This window comes from Pseudomonas coleopterorum, assembly GCF_900105555.1.
GTDB lineage: Bacteria > Pseudomonadota > Gammaproteobacteria > Pseudomonadales > Pseudomonadaceae > Aquipseudomonas > Aquipseudomonas coleopterorum.
Genome location: NZ_FNTZ01000001.1, coordinates 4,407,021 through 4,422,308 on the forward strand (window position 1 = coordinate 4,407,021; position 15,288 = coordinate 4,422,308).

Annotated in this window: 16 protein-coding genes and 1 other RNA gene; 11 read left to right on the top strand and 6 right to left on the bottom strand. The window is 61.5% G+C overall.

Annotated elements, in window-relative coordinates; translation table 11 throughout:
- The first annotated feature begins 81 nt into the window (after positions 1–81).
- The 5 genes from BLV18_RS19825 (at position 82) to BLV18_RS19850 (ending at position 2,373) form a co-directional block, all read left to right on the top strand.
- The gene (locus BLV18_RS19825; protein ID WP_043193782.1) at positions 82–291 is read left to right on the top strand and encodes a TIGR02449 family protein; all 210 of its coding nucleotides are present in this window, start codon (positions 82–84) and stop codon (positions 289–291) included.
- A complete protein-coding gene (locus BLV18_RS19830) occupies positions 288–605 on the top strand; it encodes a cell division protein ZapA (RefSeq protein WP_056844732.1) in 318 nt (105 codons plus the stop codon). The genes BLV18_RS19825 and BLV18_RS19830 overlap by 4 nt, the downstream gene beginning before the upstream one ends.
- Before the next feature lie 30 nt (positions 606–635).
- A non-coding RNA gene (gene ssrS, locus BLV18_RS19835) (6S RNA) lies at positions 636–813 on the top strand.
- Positions 814–914: 101 nt separating this feature from the next.
- On the top strand, positions 915–1,532 hold the full coding sequence (locus BLV18_RS19840; protein ID WP_090361228.1) for a 5-formyltetrahydrofolate cyclo-ligase: 618 nt from the start codon (positions 915–917) through the stop codon (positions 1,530–1,532).
- Between the two features lie 391 nt (positions 1,533–1,923).
- On the top strand, positions 1,924–2,373 hold the full coding sequence (locus tag BLV18_RS19850) for an EVE domain-containing protein (protein WP_090361235.1): 450 nt from the start codon (positions 1,924–1,926) through the stop codon (positions 2,371–2,373).
- 68 nt (positions 2,374–2,441) lie between these two features.
- Here the strand turns inward: BLV18_RS19850 and BLV18_RS19855 are convergent, their stop codons facing one another.
- A complete protein-coding gene (locus tag BLV18_RS19855; protein WP_056844743.1) occupies positions 2,442–2,858 on the bottom strand; it encodes a flagellar basal body-associated protein FliL in 417 nt (138 codons plus the stop codon).
- Positions 2,859–3,141: 283 nt separating this feature from the next.
- On the opposite strand from BLV18_RS19855, the gene glpT reads away from it, so the two are divergent.
- Positions 3,142–4,488 (top strand): glycerol-3-phosphate transporter, encoded by a 1,347-nt coding sequence (glpT, locus tag BLV18_RS19860; protein WP_049860293.1) that lies wholly within the window; start codon positions 3,142–3,144, stop codon positions 4,486–4,488.
- Positions 4,489–4,506: 18 nt separating this feature from the next.
- On the opposite strand, the gene BLV18_RS19865 is transcribed toward glpT, so the two are convergent.
- The 5 genes from BLV18_RS19865 to trxA form a co-directional block, all read right to left on the bottom strand.
- Positions 4,507–5,181, bottom strand: coding sequence for a gamma-glutamylcyclotransferase (locus BLV18_RS19865; protein WP_090361238.1), 675 nt, complete (start codon positions 5,179–5,181; stop codon positions 4,507–4,509).
- A gap of 249 nt (positions 5,182–5,430) precedes the next feature.
- Positions 5,431–6,402, bottom strand: a complete 972-nt coding sequence (locus BLV18_RS19870) for a CDP-6-deoxy-delta-3,4-glucoseen reductase (protein WP_090361240.1) — start codon at positions 6,400–6,402, stop codon at positions 5,431–5,433.
- Positions 6,402–7,868 (bottom strand): 4-hydroxy-3-polyprenylbenzoate decarboxylase, encoded by a 1,467-nt coding sequence (gene ubiD / locus BLV18_RS19875; RefSeq protein WP_090361243.1) that lies wholly within the window; start codon positions 7,866–7,868, stop codon positions 6,402–6,404. Before ubiD ends, BLV18_RS19870 begins: the two co-directional genes overlap by 1 nt.
- 156 nt (positions 7,869–8,024) lie before the next feature.
- Complete coding sequence (rho, locus tag BLV18_RS19880; protein ID WP_043192255.1) at positions 8,025–9,284, bottom strand: transcription termination factor Rho; 1,260 nt, start codon at positions 9,282–9,284, stop codon at positions 8,025–8,027.
- A gap of 232 nt (positions 9,285–9,516) precedes the next feature.
- Complete coding sequence (trxA, locus tag BLV18_RS19885; RefSeq protein ID WP_043192254.1) at positions 9,517–9,846, bottom strand: thioredoxin TrxA; 330 nt, start codon at positions 9,844–9,846, stop codon at positions 9,517–9,519.
- 319 nt (positions 9,847–10,165) lie between these two features.
- Between trxA and BLV18_RS19890 the strand changes: the two genes are divergently transcribed.
- From BLV18_RS19890 to ppx, 5 genes are all read left to right on the top strand, one after another.
- Positions 10,166–10,948 carry a transporter substrate-binding domain-containing protein gene (locus BLV18_RS19890; RefSeq protein ID WP_056844748.1) on the top strand — a complete coding sequence of 261 codons (783 nt, stop codon included), beginning with the start codon at positions 10,166–10,168 and terminating at the stop codon, positions 10,946–10,948.
- Between the two features lie 16 nt (positions 10,949–10,964).
- Complete coding sequence (locus BLV18_RS19895; protein ID WP_090361246.1) at positions 10,965–11,630, top strand: amino acid ABC transporter permease; 666 nt, start codon at positions 10,965–10,967, stop codon at positions 11,628–11,630.
- Positions 11,627–12,277, top strand: a complete 651-nt coding sequence (locus tag BLV18_RS19900) for an amino acid ABC transporter permease (RefSeq protein ID WP_082223624.1) — start codon at positions 11,627–11,629, stop codon at positions 12,275–12,277. Before BLV18_RS19895 ends, BLV18_RS19900 begins: the two co-directional genes overlap by 4 nt.
- Positions 12,264–12,995 (top strand): amino acid ABC transporter ATP-binding protein, encoded by a 732-nt coding sequence (locus tag BLV18_RS19905; RefSeq protein WP_056844750.1) that lies wholly within the window; start codon positions 12,264–12,266, stop codon positions 12,993–12,995. Before BLV18_RS19900 ends, BLV18_RS19905 begins: the two co-directional genes overlap by 14 nt.
- Positions 12,996–13,109: 114 nt before the next feature.
- Positions 13,110–14,612 (top strand): exopolyphosphatase, encoded by a 1,503-nt coding sequence (gene ppx / locus BLV18_RS19910; RefSeq protein ID WP_090362439.1) that lies wholly within the window; start codon positions 13,110–13,112, stop codon positions 14,610–14,612.
- Positions 14,613–15,288 lie beyond the last annotated feature (676 nt).

The window sequence follows — 15,288 nt, forward strand, 5'->3', positions numbered from 1 at the left end:
CGGCCAACTACGTGTTCATCTTCACCGGACCTGCCAGTTCAGCGGCAGGCGACTTTTTCCAACCGTACCTACCGGGACTCCATGGAACACAACGACCTACAAGCGCTGATGAGCCGACTCGAATCATTGATCGGACGAGTCGAGCAACTTAAACGACAAAACGGACTCCTATTAGCGCAGGAAAAGACCTGGCGCGAGGAACGCGCAAGTCTTATCGAAAAGAATGAAATCGCCCGGCGTAAGGTCGAGTCCATGATTTCGCGCCTCAAGGCCCTGGAGCAAGACTCATGAGTTCAAGCAATAGCGTCACCGTTCAGATCCTGGACAAGGAATACTCGATCATCTGCCCGCCGCAGGAGCGCAGCAATCTGGTCAACGCCGCCCGTTACCTGGATGGCAAGATGCGCGAGATCCGCAGCAGCGGCAAGGTGATCGGTGCCGACCGCATTGCTGTCATGGCCGCGCTTAACATCACTCACGACCTGCTGCACCGCCAGGACACACCGGCGCTCCCGGTCAATGACAACACCCGCGAACAGGTCCGCGATCTGCTCGAACGCGTGGATCTGGTGCTTGCCACCGATCCGGAAACGCCCAAGGGCTGAAATCCGCAAAGCTTTTCTGTATACTGGCGCCACTCCCTGGAGTGCTTGCCAGTCGGTCATGTCCCTGAGCCGATACGCACAACCACGGGGGTTGCACGTGGGGTTGGTGTGCATGTCCGCTCGACGGAAAGCCTTAAAACCTCCTGTGATCTCCACCTTGAACTTTCGGGTTCAAGGGCTACACCGACAGCGGCTCGTCGGGGAGTACCTGAATTTCCAGCCCATGCCAGCTCGACTCGGCGTGGGCTTTTCATTTGTCGCTGGGCAGCACAGCCCCGGTGGCGTCCGTGATCAGGATCGACCGCGCCCATGACCGCCTCCGCGCCGCTGCCTCGTCAACAACCGTCTCGTCAGCAATTGCGCCGCCAGCTGCGCGCCGCGCGTCGCGCCCTCACCCCCGCACAACAGCGTCAGGCTGCCCAAGGCCTCTATCGGCAACTGGCTCAGCATCCGTTGTTTCGGCGTGCCCGGCACATTGCGCTGTACCTGCCCAATGATGGTGAGATCGACCCACGGCCCTTGCTGCGCGAGGCCCAGCGGCGCGGCAAGCGGACCTACCTGCCGGTGCTCAGCGATTGGCCGCGCACCAAGATGGTGTTTCAGCGGGTACGCCGAGGCGAAAAGCTTCGTCCCAACCGATTTGGCATCCCCGAGCCCCGTATCCAGCGCGCCCGCCAACGCACCATCTGGGCGCTGGATCTGATCCTGCTGCCGCTGGTGGGGTTCGATGACGAAGGCGGGCGTTTGGGCATGGGCGGCGGCTTCTACGACCGCAGCCTGGCCTATCGCGCTCGGCGCACGGCGTGGCATGCTCCGGTGCTGCTGGGGCTGGCCCATGAATGCCAGAAGGTGGGGCGCCTGGCGCAGGCCAGTTGGGATGTACCGTTGCAGGGCACGGTCACGGACAGGGGTTGGTATCTGACTTGAGCGTGGCGGTGTGGCCTTTGCAGGCAGAGGGCCCGCCACCGTTACCGCGTACTCACCACCGAAGTCTGCACCACGGTCAACTCAACACCCGTATCAGCCTTGCTCGCCCACAGACTCTGCGCGTATCCGGTGGTGACCACACCCAGACCAAACAAGATCACCAATGTCCACAACAAATCCGGCTTACGGCGCATCGACGCTGCCCCCCTACAAGGCAATTCAAGAATCAACGGAACGGTATTCAGGCCTGCCGAACAGCAGCGCCTGGCTTAAATTTGCGCGCATTCTGGGGCAAGCTTCAACGACAAGCAAACTTTGTGCGCAACCAATTGTCGGCTGCTTTTAAACCCCCAAAAAGCTGGCCATTTCGTATCACTGAGGAACCCCTGTCATGGCCTACTGGCTGATGAAATCCGAACCTGACGAACTGTCCATCCAGGACTTGGCCGCGCTTGGCCAAACGCGCTGGGACGGTGTGCGAAACTACCAGGCGCGCAATTTTCTGTGCGCCATGGCGGTGGGCGATGAGTTCTTCTTCTACCACTCCAGCTGCCCCGAACCTGGCATAACCGGTGTAGGTAAAATCGTGGCCGCCGACTATCCAGACCCCACCGCCCTGGACCCGGACAGCCCCTACTTCGACGCCAAGGCCAGCGCCGAGAAGAACCCTTGGACCTCGGTCGACGTCGCGCACGTCGAGACCTTCGGCAAAGTGCTCGGGCTCGGTTATCTGAAGCAGCAAGCAGGTCTGGCCGAAATGTCCCTGGTGCAAAAAGGCAGTCGCCTTTCGGTGATGCCGGTGACGGCAGAGCAGTGGGCGCTGGTAATGCAGTTGCGCTGAACATTCGAATAGGCCGTGGCCTACTCTGAAATTGATGTCGCTTAAGTGCCGACTGACCGTCTGCGCTGTTACTGCACAATCAAGTTATTGAACAGCAAGTCTTCCACGATGGGCTTGCCCTCTTCGTCGTTCATCACTTGCTGCAATTGCTTGAGGGCTTCCTGGCGCAGCTTTTCCTTGCCCTCGACATTGCTCATCGAGTCGGAAGTCTGTTGCGCGAACAAGGCCACCAGTTGATTGCGCAAGAGCGGATCCTGGCGCTTCACCGCAGCCTCCGCCTCCGCCCCGGTCACCTTCAAGGCAATGTCTGCCTTGTACACGTGCAGCTTGGGGCCGCCATCGAGGGCGTAGTTGCCCACGAACGGCGGGGTCATGCCGATATAGGCCACTTTGGGCGCGGCATTCTCCCCCTCTTTGGCCGCCTCATTGGCCATCACGGCGGTTGGCAGAGCCAACGCCAGCACTATGGATACCCAGGCTTTCATCTTTCATCTCTCCGCAAGGTCGTGTCCTGGCCGGGGCTGTCGTGCCGGCCAGCGCTGTTACCTGCTTGTATCGGCCAACATGGACAATTCAATAGCTCGTGCGAATCCGAAAAGCTGAAACGGTTCTTCCGAAAAACGAAACCAAATGACGAGCAGAACTGAACCGTTTGAGTTCGCATTGCAACATTTTCGCGCACTCCACTGGGCGGTTATCGATTTCGTTTTCGGTAATGAAACTGTAACATTCGAATCCGCAGCAAATAACAATAAATGGAGCTTGTGCATGTTCGCCTTCTTCCGCCCCGCCCCTCATCGCGCCGCCCTGCCCGATGAAAAGATAGACAGCACCTACCGCCGCCTTCGTTGGCAGATCTTCGCCGGGATATTCATCGGTTATGCCGGTTATTACCTGCTGCGCAAGAACTTCTCGCTGGCCATGCCCTATTTGATCGAAGAGCAAGGCTACACCCGTGGCCAGCTGGGTCTGGCGATGTCTGCCATCGCCATTTCCTACGGCCTGTCGAAGTTCCTCATGGGGATCGTCTCCGACCGCTCCAACCCGCGCTACTTCCTGCCGTTCGGTCTGCTGATCTCGGCCGGCGTGATGTTCGTATTCGGGTTCGCACCCTGGGCAACCTCCAGCGTCACCATGATGTTCATATTGCTGTTCATCAACGGTTGGGCCCAGGGCATGGGCTGGCCGCCCAGTGGACGGACCATGGTGCACTGGTGGTCGCAGAAAGAGCGCGGCGGCGTGGTGTCGGTGTGGAACGTAGCGCACAACGTCGGTGGTGGCCTGATCGGCCCGCTGTTCCTGCTCGGCATGGGCCTGTTCAACGATTGGCACGCGGCATTCTACGTGCCGGCGGCAGTTGCATTGCTGGTGGCCCTGTTCGCCTTCGCGACCATGCGCGACACGCCGCAATCGGTGGGCCTGCCGCCGATCGAACAGTACAAGAACGATTACCCGGAAGGCTACGATGCCAGCCACGAAGAAGAATTCACCGCCAAGGAAATCTTCGTCAAGTACGTGCTGCGCAACAAGATGCTGTGGTACATCGCCCTGGCCAACGTGTTCGTCTACCTGCTGCGCTATGGCGTACTGGACTGGGCGCCGACCTACCTCAAGGAAGCCAAGCACTTCACCGTGGACACCACCTCATGGGCGTATTTCTTCTATGAGTGGGCCGGCATTCCCGGCACGTTGCTGTGTGGCTGGATGTCGGACAAGATCTTCCGCGGCAATCGCGGGCTGACCGGCGTGGTGTTCATGGCCCTGGTGACCGTTGCCACTCTGGTGTACTGGCTCAACCCGCCGGGCAACCCGACCGTGGACATGATCGCGCTGTTCTCGATCGGCTTCCTGATCTACGGCCCAGTGATGTTGATCGGCCTGCAGGCCCTGGAATTGGCACCGAAGAAAGCGGCAGGGACCGCTGCCGGCTTCACCGGCCTGTTCGGCTACCTGGGTGGCTCGGTCGCCGCCAGCGCCGCGATGGGCTACACCGTGGACCACTTCGGCTGGGACGGTGGTTTCGTCCTGCTGATCGGCGCCTGCCTGCTGGCAATCGTCTTCCTGATCCCCACGCTCTGGCACAAGCAAGTGGCCAGCGCCGAGCGCCATGCCTGATTAACCCAGGCTACGCCGTCAGGGCAGGAATTGCTGCGAAGCTTGAGTGCAGCTGCCCTGATGGCAACGCTTGAGCCTGGCTTCCAGGTTCTTGTCCGGCATTGCGTGATTGCGCAGGGCACTGACGGTCTGCTCGACGTAATCGCGAGTGCTGCCGAAGCGACCACTGGCACCGTCCAGAATCTGCGTCAGCAGGTTGTCGGGCAAGTTGCCGGCATAGCTGGGCAAATGCCGCTCCAGCACGAAACCCAACGCCTGTACCTTGGTGCCGTCTTCCAGACGGCAGTTGAGCCAGTGCGGGCGGTAGGAGGGATAGGGCATTTCACGCTGCCAAAGCGCCAAAAGCGAGTCTTCGAGATTTTCCTGCGGCAGGCGGTAGGCGAACCCGGCGCAGGAGCCGCCACGGTCCAGACCGAACACCAGGCCCGGCCGCTCGGGCGTGCCTCGGTGCTCGTGGGACCACAGGTAAAGGCCCCGGTGATAGCCATGGACTCGAGCGCGACGACGTTCCGCGGCGCTGCATTCGGGCCGCCAGATGAGCGAGCCGTAGGCGAACAGCCAGACCGGACCGCCACGATGACGTCGCATCGTCGTATTCAGTGAATGAAGAAGTTGCTCGTGGGTCAGTTTTGGCCCGAGATCGAGCGACGGTGGATAGACCACATTCAAGTGCGCAGTTTCGAGTACCGACATAAGCAGTCGCCTGTTATCCCCGTAAGATTGCAATGAACCCTTACTCTAACGCATTGCAACTGTCGCGCCCCTACCGTATGGCAGATTGATCAATAAATACAATTGCTTATAATCAACTTCGAACAGATTGGTTATAAGCACTAAAGCAGTACAGGCACAAAACTCCGTGCACGATTACACGGCGTCGTGTTCGACGCCGGCCATGCAGTGAGGAAGTTCAAGCCACAAAATGAAGCAGTGCCGAAGAAACTAGAGTGGGCGCGGCGCGTAGGCGAAGACGTCCGCACGCATCTGGTGCGCATCCATGCCGGCTTCGACCAGGGCATCGAGCGTGGCATAGATCATCGCCGGTGAGCCGCTGCCATAGACATGCACCCCGCTGAGGTCGGCGATGTCTTCGCAGACCGCTTCGTGCAGCAGGCCGCAGCGCCCTTCCCAACCGCACAGGTCGCTCACCACCTTGTTCAGAAACAGGTTGGGCAACTGCTTCCATTGCTCCCAATGTTCCAGCGCGTAGAAATCCTCGGGGCGACGCACACCCCAGTACAGATGCACCGGATGCTTGAAGCCCTGGGAACGGCAGTGCTCGATCAGGCTGTTCATTTGCGCCATCCCGGTCCCTGCGGCAATCAGCACCAACGGCCCATCGGGCAATTCAGCCAGGTGGGTATCGCCATAGGGCATGTGCACACGGGCCATGCCATTGCGCTGCAACTGCTCGATCAGGCTCTGTGCGCTGGCCTCGCGAACCAGCACATGCAGTTCCAGGTCGCGCCCGCTATGGGGTGCAGACGCCAAGGAAAAGGCTGACTTTTCGCCGTTGTCGCGCTCGATCATCAGGTATTGCCCAGCGTGGTAGCGCGGGGGCTTGCCAGCCGGCGCGCGCAGGCGCACACGCCAGACGTCGCCGCCGATATCGACGCAGTCGATCAGTTGGCAGGCGAGGCTGCGCACCGGCAGCTCGCCCTTGGCCAGCACACCGTCCCAGAGGATCACGCAATCCTCCAAAGGCTCTGCGATGCAGGTGTGAAACTCGCCGTGATCGATCACGACGCCTTCCTCACGAACGCTGCCTTCCACCAGCACCGCGCTGCACACATGGCAATTGCCATTGCGACAGCTCTGCGGGCACTCGTAGCCCAGGCGCTGCGCGGCAGCCAGGATCCGCTCGCCAGGCAGGGTTTCCAGCACCACGCCCGAAGGTTGCAAGGTCACACGCATCAATCTATTCCCAACTGATTCCAGAGTTCATCGATGCGTCGGGTCACGGCCTCGTCCTTGACGATGACCCGCCCCCATTCGCGCGTCGTCTCGCCTGGCCATTTATGCGTGGCATCCAGGCCCATCTTCGAGCCCAGACCCGACACCGGCGATGCGAAGTCCAGGTAGTCGATCGGGGTGTTGTCGATCATCACGGTGTCGCGCTTGGGGTCCATGCGCGTGGTGATGGCCCAGATCACGTCGTTCCAGTCCCGGGCATTGATGTCGTCGTCGGTGACGATCACGAACTTGGTGTACATGAACTGGCGCAGGAACGACCACACTCCGAGCATGACCCGCTTGGCGTGTCCCGGATACTGCTTCTTCATGGTCACCACCGCCATGCGGTAGGAGCAGCCTTCGGGCGGCAGGTAGAAGTCGGTGATTTCCGGGAACTGCTTCTGCAGGATCGGCACGAACACTTCGTTCAGCGCCACGCCCAGAATGGCGGGCTCATCCGGTGGTCGGCCGGTGTAGGTGCTGTGGTAGATCGGCTTGATCCGGTGGGTGATGCGCTGCACGGTGAAAACCGGAAACTTGTCGACTTCGTTGTAGTAGCCGGTGTGATCGCCGTACGGCCCTTCGTCGGCCATCTCGCCCGGATGAATCACCCCTTCCAGGATGATCTCGGCGGTGGCCGGCACCTGCAGGTCGTTGCCGCGGCACTTCACCAACTCGGTGCGGTTACCGCGCAGCAGTCCGGCGAAGGCGTATTCGGACAGGCTGTCGGGGACCGGCGTCACCGCACCGAGGATGGTCGCAGGGTCGGCACCCAGGGCCACGGCCACGGGGAAAGGTTGTCCCGGATGCTTGTCGCACCACTCACGGTAATCCAGAGCGCCGCCGCGATGGCTCAGCCAGCGCATGATGACCTTGTTGCGGCCGATCACCTGCTGACGATAGATACCCAGGTTCTGACGCTCCTTGTTCGGCCCCTTGGTGACCGTCAGGCCCCAGGTGATCAACGGCGCAACGTCGCCAGGCCAGCAATGCTGCACGGGCAGCATGCCGAGGTCGACGTCGTCGCCTTCCAGAACGATCTCCTGGCAGGGCGCGTCCTTGATCACCTTGGGCGCCATGGCGATGATCTTCTTGAAGATCGGCAGCTTGGACCAGGCATCGCGCAGTCCCTTGGGCGGCTCGGGCTCCTTGAGGAACGCCAGCAGCTTGCCGATCTCGCGCAGCTCGCTCACCGATTCGGCGCCCATGCCCATGGCCACCCGCTCGGGCGTGCCGAACAGGTTGCCCAGCACCGGGATATCGAAGCCGGTGGGCTTTTCGAAAAGCAATGCCGGCCCTTTTGCGCGCAGGGTGCGGTCGCACACCTCGGTCATTTCGAGCACCGGCGAGATGGGCACCTGAATGCGTTTCAACTCTCCGCGCTGCTCAAGCTGCTGCACGAAATCCCGAAGATCCTTGAATTTCATCGACCATGCCAGTTAGAAAATAAGCGTACATCCTACCTGCTCTGGCGACCGCTGGCAGCCGCCGGCTGGGCTTTAATGGGAATAGCGATCGGATTGAGGCAGTGAAAATGCGAATGGCGCCACAAGGGCGCCATTCGGATCAAGCAGCCGCTGGGCTTACTTGCGCTTCATCGACAGGAAGAACTCGTCGTTGGTCTTGGTCTGCTTGAGCTTGTCGATCAGGAACTCGATGGCTGCGACTTCGTCCATCGGGTGCAGCAGCTTGCGCAGGATCCACATGCGCTGCAGTTCGTCGTCGGCGGTCAGCAGCTCTTCGCGACGGGTACCGGAACGGTTGATGTTGATGGCCGGGAAGACGCGCTTTTCGGCGATCTTGCGGTCCAGGGGCAGTTCCATGTTGCCGGTACCCTTGAACTCTTCGTAGATCACTTCATCCATCTTCGAGCCGGTTTCGACCAGCGCGGTGGCGATGATGGTCAGCGAACCGCCTTCCTCGATGTTACGCGCAGCACCGAAAAAACGCTTCGGCTTCTCCAGGGCGTGGGCGTCGACACCACCGGTCAGGACCTTGCCGGAGCTCGGGATCACGGTGTTGTAGGCACGCGCCAGACGGGTGATCGAGTCGAGCAGGATGACCACGTCCTTCTTGTGCTCGACCAGGCGCTTGGCCTTCTCGATCACCATCTCGGCCACTTGCACGTGGCGAGTTGGCGGCTCGTCGAAGGTCGAGGCGACCACTTCGCCGCGCACGGTGCGCTGCATCTCGGTCACTTCTTCCGGACGCTCGTCGATCAGCAGAACGATCAGGTGGCATTCGGGATTGTTGCGCGTGATGTTCGACGCGATGTTCTGCAGCATGATGGTCTTGCCCGCTTTCGGCGGAGCGACGATCAGGCCGCGCTGGCCCTTGCCGATCGGGGCGCACAGGTCGATGACACGACCGGTGAGGTCTTCGGTGGAACCGTTGCCGGCTTCCATCTTCATGCGCACCGTGGGGAACAGCGGCGTGAGGTTTTCGAAGAGAATCTTGTTTTTCGCGTTTTCCGGACGGTCGAAGTTGATGGTATCGACTTTCAACAGGGCGAAATAACGCTCGCCTTCCTTCGGCGGGCGGATCTTGCCGACGATGGTGTCGCCGGTACGCAGGTTGAAGCGGCGGATCTGGCTAGGCGACACATAGATGTCGTCTGGGCCGGCCAGGTACGAGGCGTCAGCCGAACGCAGGAAGCCGAAGCCGTCCTGGAGAATCTCCAGCACGCCATCACCGGAGATTTCCTCACCGCTTTTGGCATGCTTCTTCAACAGGGAGAAAATCACGTCCTGCTTGCGCGAACGGGCCATATTTTCTATGCCCATCTGTTCGGCCATTTCGAGCAGATCGGTGATCGGCTTTTGCTTGAGTTCAGTCAGGTTCATAAGGGAATGACGTAATCGTGTATGGAGGGGAGAAATTAAGCTTTGGGCTTAATGAGGCCGCGCCGCAGAGAAGGCGACAGGATCGCGTACTGATTCGAGTAGGAGTGCGTCGGCGACGGCTTGCAGGGGGCAGAGGAGAAACCAATGCGAGGCCGAATGTAACACCTGGATTTGCAGGCGTCCAGTATCACGGCCAGAAAAAGGCCCCGACGAATGCGGGGCCTTTCGGGTGTCAGATGTTGGCGTCCAGGAAGGCTGCCAACTGCGACTTGGACAGTGCACCGACCTTGGTCGCCTCGACGTTGCCGTTCTTGAACAGCATCAGCGTCGGGATGCCACGCACGCCGTGCTTGGCCGGGGTTTCCTGATTCTCGTCGATGTTGAGCTTGGCGACGGTCAGCTTGCCCTTGTAGGTTTCGGCGATCTCGTCGAGTACCGGGGCGATCATCTTGCACGGGCCACACCACTCGGCCCAGTAGTCGACGAGTACAGCACCGTCAGCCTTCAGTACATCTGCTTCGAAGCTGGCGTCGCTGACGTGCTTGATAAGGTCGCTGCTCATGGAGTGTCTCCGTGGTCATATTCGGAAAGAAAAACGTGGCCCATCATAGCGGCACAGCGCCGTCACAGGAAGCCGATGATCATTGATCATCACTATGAACATCGGTGATACAGCCAATGGAACGACGCTCAACGCACCAGGAATGACCGCAGGTGCAGTGCAGGGCGCTCCGCAACGGTGCGTGCCGTGCCCCCGGATGGGCAGCTTCCACACGTCAATACCCATGGAAAGCCAGCGCAATCCGCGCCCTGCCCCATTCTGGCACGCGCTGTGCTACCACCCCTGGCAACCTCGACTCGATCGCAATCGGAGTACTGCCATGATTTCGCGCTGCAGACTGCTGTTCACTGCCCTGGCCGCCAGCTTCATGCTCGCTCAGGCCGTTCACGCCGACGGCCTGAGCGACATCACCGAACGCGGCACCTTGCGTGTCGCCGTGCCGCAGGACTTCCCACCGTTCGGCTCGGTCGGCCCCGACATGCAACCGCGTGGCCTGGACATCGACACCGCCAAGCTGATCGCCGATCAGTTGAAGGTGAAGCTGCAGCTCACGCCAGTGAACTCTACAAACCGCATTCCCTACCTCACCACCGGCAAGGTCGACCTGGTGATCTCGAGCCTGGGCAAGAACGCCGAGCGTGAACAGGTCATCGACTTCTCCAGTGCCTACGCGCCCTTCTACCTGGCCGTGTTCGGCCCGCCAGAAGCACCGATCGCCACTCTGGATGACCTCAAAGGCAAGACCATCAGCGTGACCCGCGGCGCCATCGAAGACATCGAGCTGAGCAAGGTCGCCCCCGAAGGCCTCACCATCAAACGCTTCGAGGACAACAACTCGACCATCGCCGCCTACCTCGCCGGCCAGACCGACCTGATCGCCAGCGGCAACGTGGTGATGGTGGCCATTTCGGAAAAGAACCCCAAGCGCATTCCGGCCATGAAGCTCAAGCTCAAGGACTCGCCCGTGTACGTGGGCATCAACAAGCAACAGCCGGAGCTCCTGGCCAAGGTCAACGAGATCATCGCCGCAGGCAAGAAAGACGGCAGCCTGGAAAAGAATGCGCAGACCTGGCTGAAGCAGCCGCTGCCCGCCGATCTCTGATTGTCGAGCGTACGCAATGGCCTATCAGTTCGCTTTCGCCCCGGTGCTCGCCCAGGCCGACCTGCTGCTCAAGGGTGCACTGTTCACCCTTGAGCTGACCGCCATCGGCGCGCTCCTCGGGGTGGCCGTGGGCATCGTCGGTGGCGCCGTGCGGGCCTGGCAGATCAAGCCGTTCGCCGGCCTGTTTGGGGTCTACGTGGAGTTGATCCGCAACACGCCCTTCCTGGTGCAGCTGTTCTTCATCTTCTTCGGCCTGCCCAGCCTGGGTGTGCAGATCAGCGAATGGCAAGCCGCAGTGCTGGCCATGGTGGTCAATCTGGGTGCCTACTCCACCGAGATCATCCGTGCCGGCATCCAGGCCATACCCAAGGGCCAGCTCGAAGCGTCGGCGGCCCTGGCCATGAGCCGGTTCGAAGCCTTCCGCTACGTGGTCCTGCAGCCGGCGCTGGCCAAGGTCTGGCCGGCGCTGAGCAGCCAGATCATCATCGTCATGCTGGGCTCGGCGGTGTGTTCGCAGATCGCCACGCAGGAGCTGAGCTTCTACGCCAACTTCATCCAGTCACGTAATTTCCGCGCGTTCGAGACGTATCTGCTGACCACCCTGGTGTACCTGGTCATGTCGATCCTGATCCGCATGCTGCTGAACTGGCTGGGTCGGCGTCTCATCATGAGGAACAGTTGATGGATTTCACCCTGTGGGACATCGTGCGCAATCTGCTCACCGGCCTGCAATGGACCCTGGCCTTGAGCCTTGTGGCGTTCATCGGCGGCGGGCTGATCGGCTTGCTGGTGATGACCCTGCGCATCTCCCCCATGCATCCGCTGCGCACCGTAGCGCGCTGCTACATCGAAGTGTTTCAGGGCACGCCACTGCTGATGCAGCTGTTCCTGGTGTTCTTCGGCGTGGCGCTGATGGGCGTAGACATTTCGCCCTGGGTGGCCGCAGCCCTGGCCCTGACGCTGTTCACCAGCGCCTATCTGGCCGAGATCTGGCGCGGTTGCGTGGAGTCCATCGGCAACGGCCAGTGGGAAGCCTCGGCCAGCCTGGCGCTGACCCGGACCGAGCAACTGCGCTACGTGATCCTGCCCCAGGCCTTGCGCATCGCCGTGGCGCCGACCGTGGGCTTCTCGGTGCAGGTGGTCAAGGGCACTGCGGTGACCTCGATCATCGGCTTCACCGAGCTGACCAAGACCGGCAGCATGCTGGCCAACGCCACCTTCGAACCCTTCATGGTCTACGGCTTCGTCGCCCTGGGCTACTTCGCCCTGTGCTACCCGCTGTCGCTCAGTGCCCGTTATCTGGAAAGGAGGCTGCATGCCGCTGCTTAGGATTTCCGCCCTGCACAAGTACTACGGCGATCATCATGTGCTCAAGGGCATCGACCTGAGCGTGGACGAAGGTCAGGTGGTCGCGATCATCGGCCGCAGCGGTTCGGGCAAGAGCACCTTGCTGCGCACCCTGAACGGCCTGGAATCGATCAATGACGGCGTCATCGAAGTCGATGGTGAATACCTGGACGCCGCGCGCGCCGATTTGCGCAGTCTGCGCCAGAAGGTCGGCATGGTGTTCCAGCAGTTCAACCTGTTCCCGCACCTGAGCGTGGGCGAGAACGTCATGCTCGCTCCGCAGGTGGTGCAGAAGGTGCCCAAGGCCCGCGCCCGCGAACTGGCCCGCGAGATGCTCGAACGCGTCGGTCTGGGCGAGAAATTCGATGCGTTCCCTGATCGGCTGTCGGGTGGCCAGCAGCAACGGGTGGCGATCGCCCGGGCCCTGGCCATGTCGCCCAAGGTGCTGCTGTGCGACGAAATCACTTCGGCGCTCGACCCGGAACTGGTCAACGAAGTGCTCAGCGTGGTGCGCAAACTGGCCGAGGATGGCATGACGCTGATCATGGTCACCCATGAAATGCGCTTCGCCCGCGAAGTCGGTGACAAGCTGGTGTTCATGCACCACGGCAAGGTGCACGAAGTGGGCGACCCCAAGGACTTGTTCGTCAATCCGCGTACGCCCGAGCTGGCGCAGTTCATCGGTATGCAGCCGGCTTGAAGGTCGCCTGGGCTCGCCAGAGCTCGGGCCCGGGCGCAAAGATCAGGATGGCGCGTTGGCGCCGTCGCCTGATCGTGGCACGATGCGGGGGTTAACGACCGAGATCCTTTGACCATGCCGCAGACCAAAGCCAAGAACCTGTCCCTGATCGCCGCCATCGACCTGGGCTCGAACAGCTTTCATATGGTGGTGGCCAAGGCCCACGTCAATGAAATCCGCATCCTCGAACGTCAGGGGGAAAAGGTCCAGCTTGCCGCCGGCATCGACGAGGAGCGCAAGCTCAGCGAAGAGTCGATGCAACGCGGCCTGGACTGCCTCAAGCGCTTCGCCCAGCTGATCAACGGCCTGCCCCTGGGCGCCGTGCGCATCGTGGGCACCAACGCTCTGCGCGAAGCCCGCAACCGCAATGAATTCATCGTCCGCGCCGAGCAGATCCTGGGCCATCCGGTGGAAGTCATCTCCGGCCGCGAAGAAGCTCGCCTTATCTATCTGGGCGTTTCCCACACCCTGGCCGATACTCCGGGCAAGCGCCTGGTTGCCGACATCGGCGGCGGCAGTACCGAGTTCATCATCGGCCAGCGGTTCGAGCCATTGCTGCGCGAAAGCCTGCAGATGGGCTGCGTGAGCTACACCCAGCGTTACTTCCGCGACGGCAAGATCACCCCCGCCCGCTATGCCCAGGCCTACACGGCGGCGCGTCTGGAGATCATGAGCATCGAGAACGCTCTGCATCGGCTCAGTTGGGACGAGGCCATCGGCTCCTCCGGCACCATCCGCGCCATCGGCCTGGCACTGAAAGCCGGCGGTCAGGGCAGCGGCGAGGTCAACGCCGACGGGCTGGCCTGGCTCAAGCGCAAGCTGTTCAAGCTGGGCGATGTGGACAAGATCGATTTCGACGGCATCAAGCCGGATCGACGGACCATCTTCCCGGCGGGGCTGGCGATTCTCGAAGCGATCTTCGATGCGCTCGCCCTGCAGCGCATGGACCACTGCGATGGCGCCCTGCGCGAAGGCGTGCTGTACGACCTGCTGGGTCGTCACCACCACGAGGACGTGCGCGAGCGCACCCTGGGTTCGCTGATGACCCGCTATCACGTCGACGTCGAGCAGGCCGAGCGCGTGGAGCGCAAGGCCCTGCATGCCTTCGACCAGGTGGCAGCGGACTGGGGGCTGGAAGATGGGGTCTGGCGCGAACTGCTGGGCTGGGCGGCGAAGGTCCACGAGATCGGCCTGGACATCGCCCACTACCATTACCACAAGCACGGCGCCTACCTGATCGAACACTCGGATCTGGCCGGCTTCTCGCGTGAAGACCAGCAGATGTTGGCGCTGCTTGTACGTGGCCACCGACGCAACATCCCCAAGGACAAGTTCGCCGAGTTCGGCGATGACGGGGAGCAGTTGATCCGCCTGTGCGTGCTGCTGCGCTTCGCCATCCTGTTCCACCACATTCGGGGCACTCAGACGATGCCGGCGGTTTCCCTGCATGCCAAGGCCAAGAGCCTGGACGTGGTGTTCCCCGATGGCTGGCTGGAAAACAACCAACTGACCCAGGCCGATTTCGCCCAGGAAGCCGAATGGCTGACCCGCGTGGGTTTTACCCTGACCGTTCGCTGAAGACCGCGCAGGCCCTTTCGCGGACAGAGACCCGCTCCCACATTGGAATGCGATCCCTGTGGGAGGTGGGCTTTACCCTGACCGTTCGCTGAAGATTGAGCAGGCGCCTTCGCGGGCAGAGACCCGCTCCCACATTGGAATGTGATCCCTGTGGGAGGTGGGCTTTACCCTGACCGTTCGCTGAAGACCGCGCAGGCCCTTTCGCGGGCGGAGACCCGCTCCCACATTGGAATGCGATCCCTGTGGGAGGTGGGCTTTACCCTGACCGCTCGCTGAAGACCGCACAGGCCCTTTCGCGGGCGGAGACCCGCTCCCACATTGGAGTGCGATCCCTGTGGGAGGTGGGCTTTACCCTGACCGTTCGCTGAAGACCGCGCAGGCCCTTTCGCGGGCAGAGACCCGCTCCCACATTGGAGTGCGATCCCTGTGGGAGGTGGGCTTTACCCTGACCGTTCGCTGAAGATTGAGCAGGCGCCTTCGCGGGCAGAGACCCGCTCCCACATTGGAATGCGATCCCTGTGGGAGGTGGGCTTTACCCTGACCGTTCGCTGAAGATTGAGCAGGCGCCTTCGCGGGCAGAGACCCGCTCCCACATTGGAATGTGATCCCTGTGGGAGGTGGGCTTTACCCTGACCGTTCGCTGAAGACCGCGCAGGCCCCTTCGCGGGCAGAGACC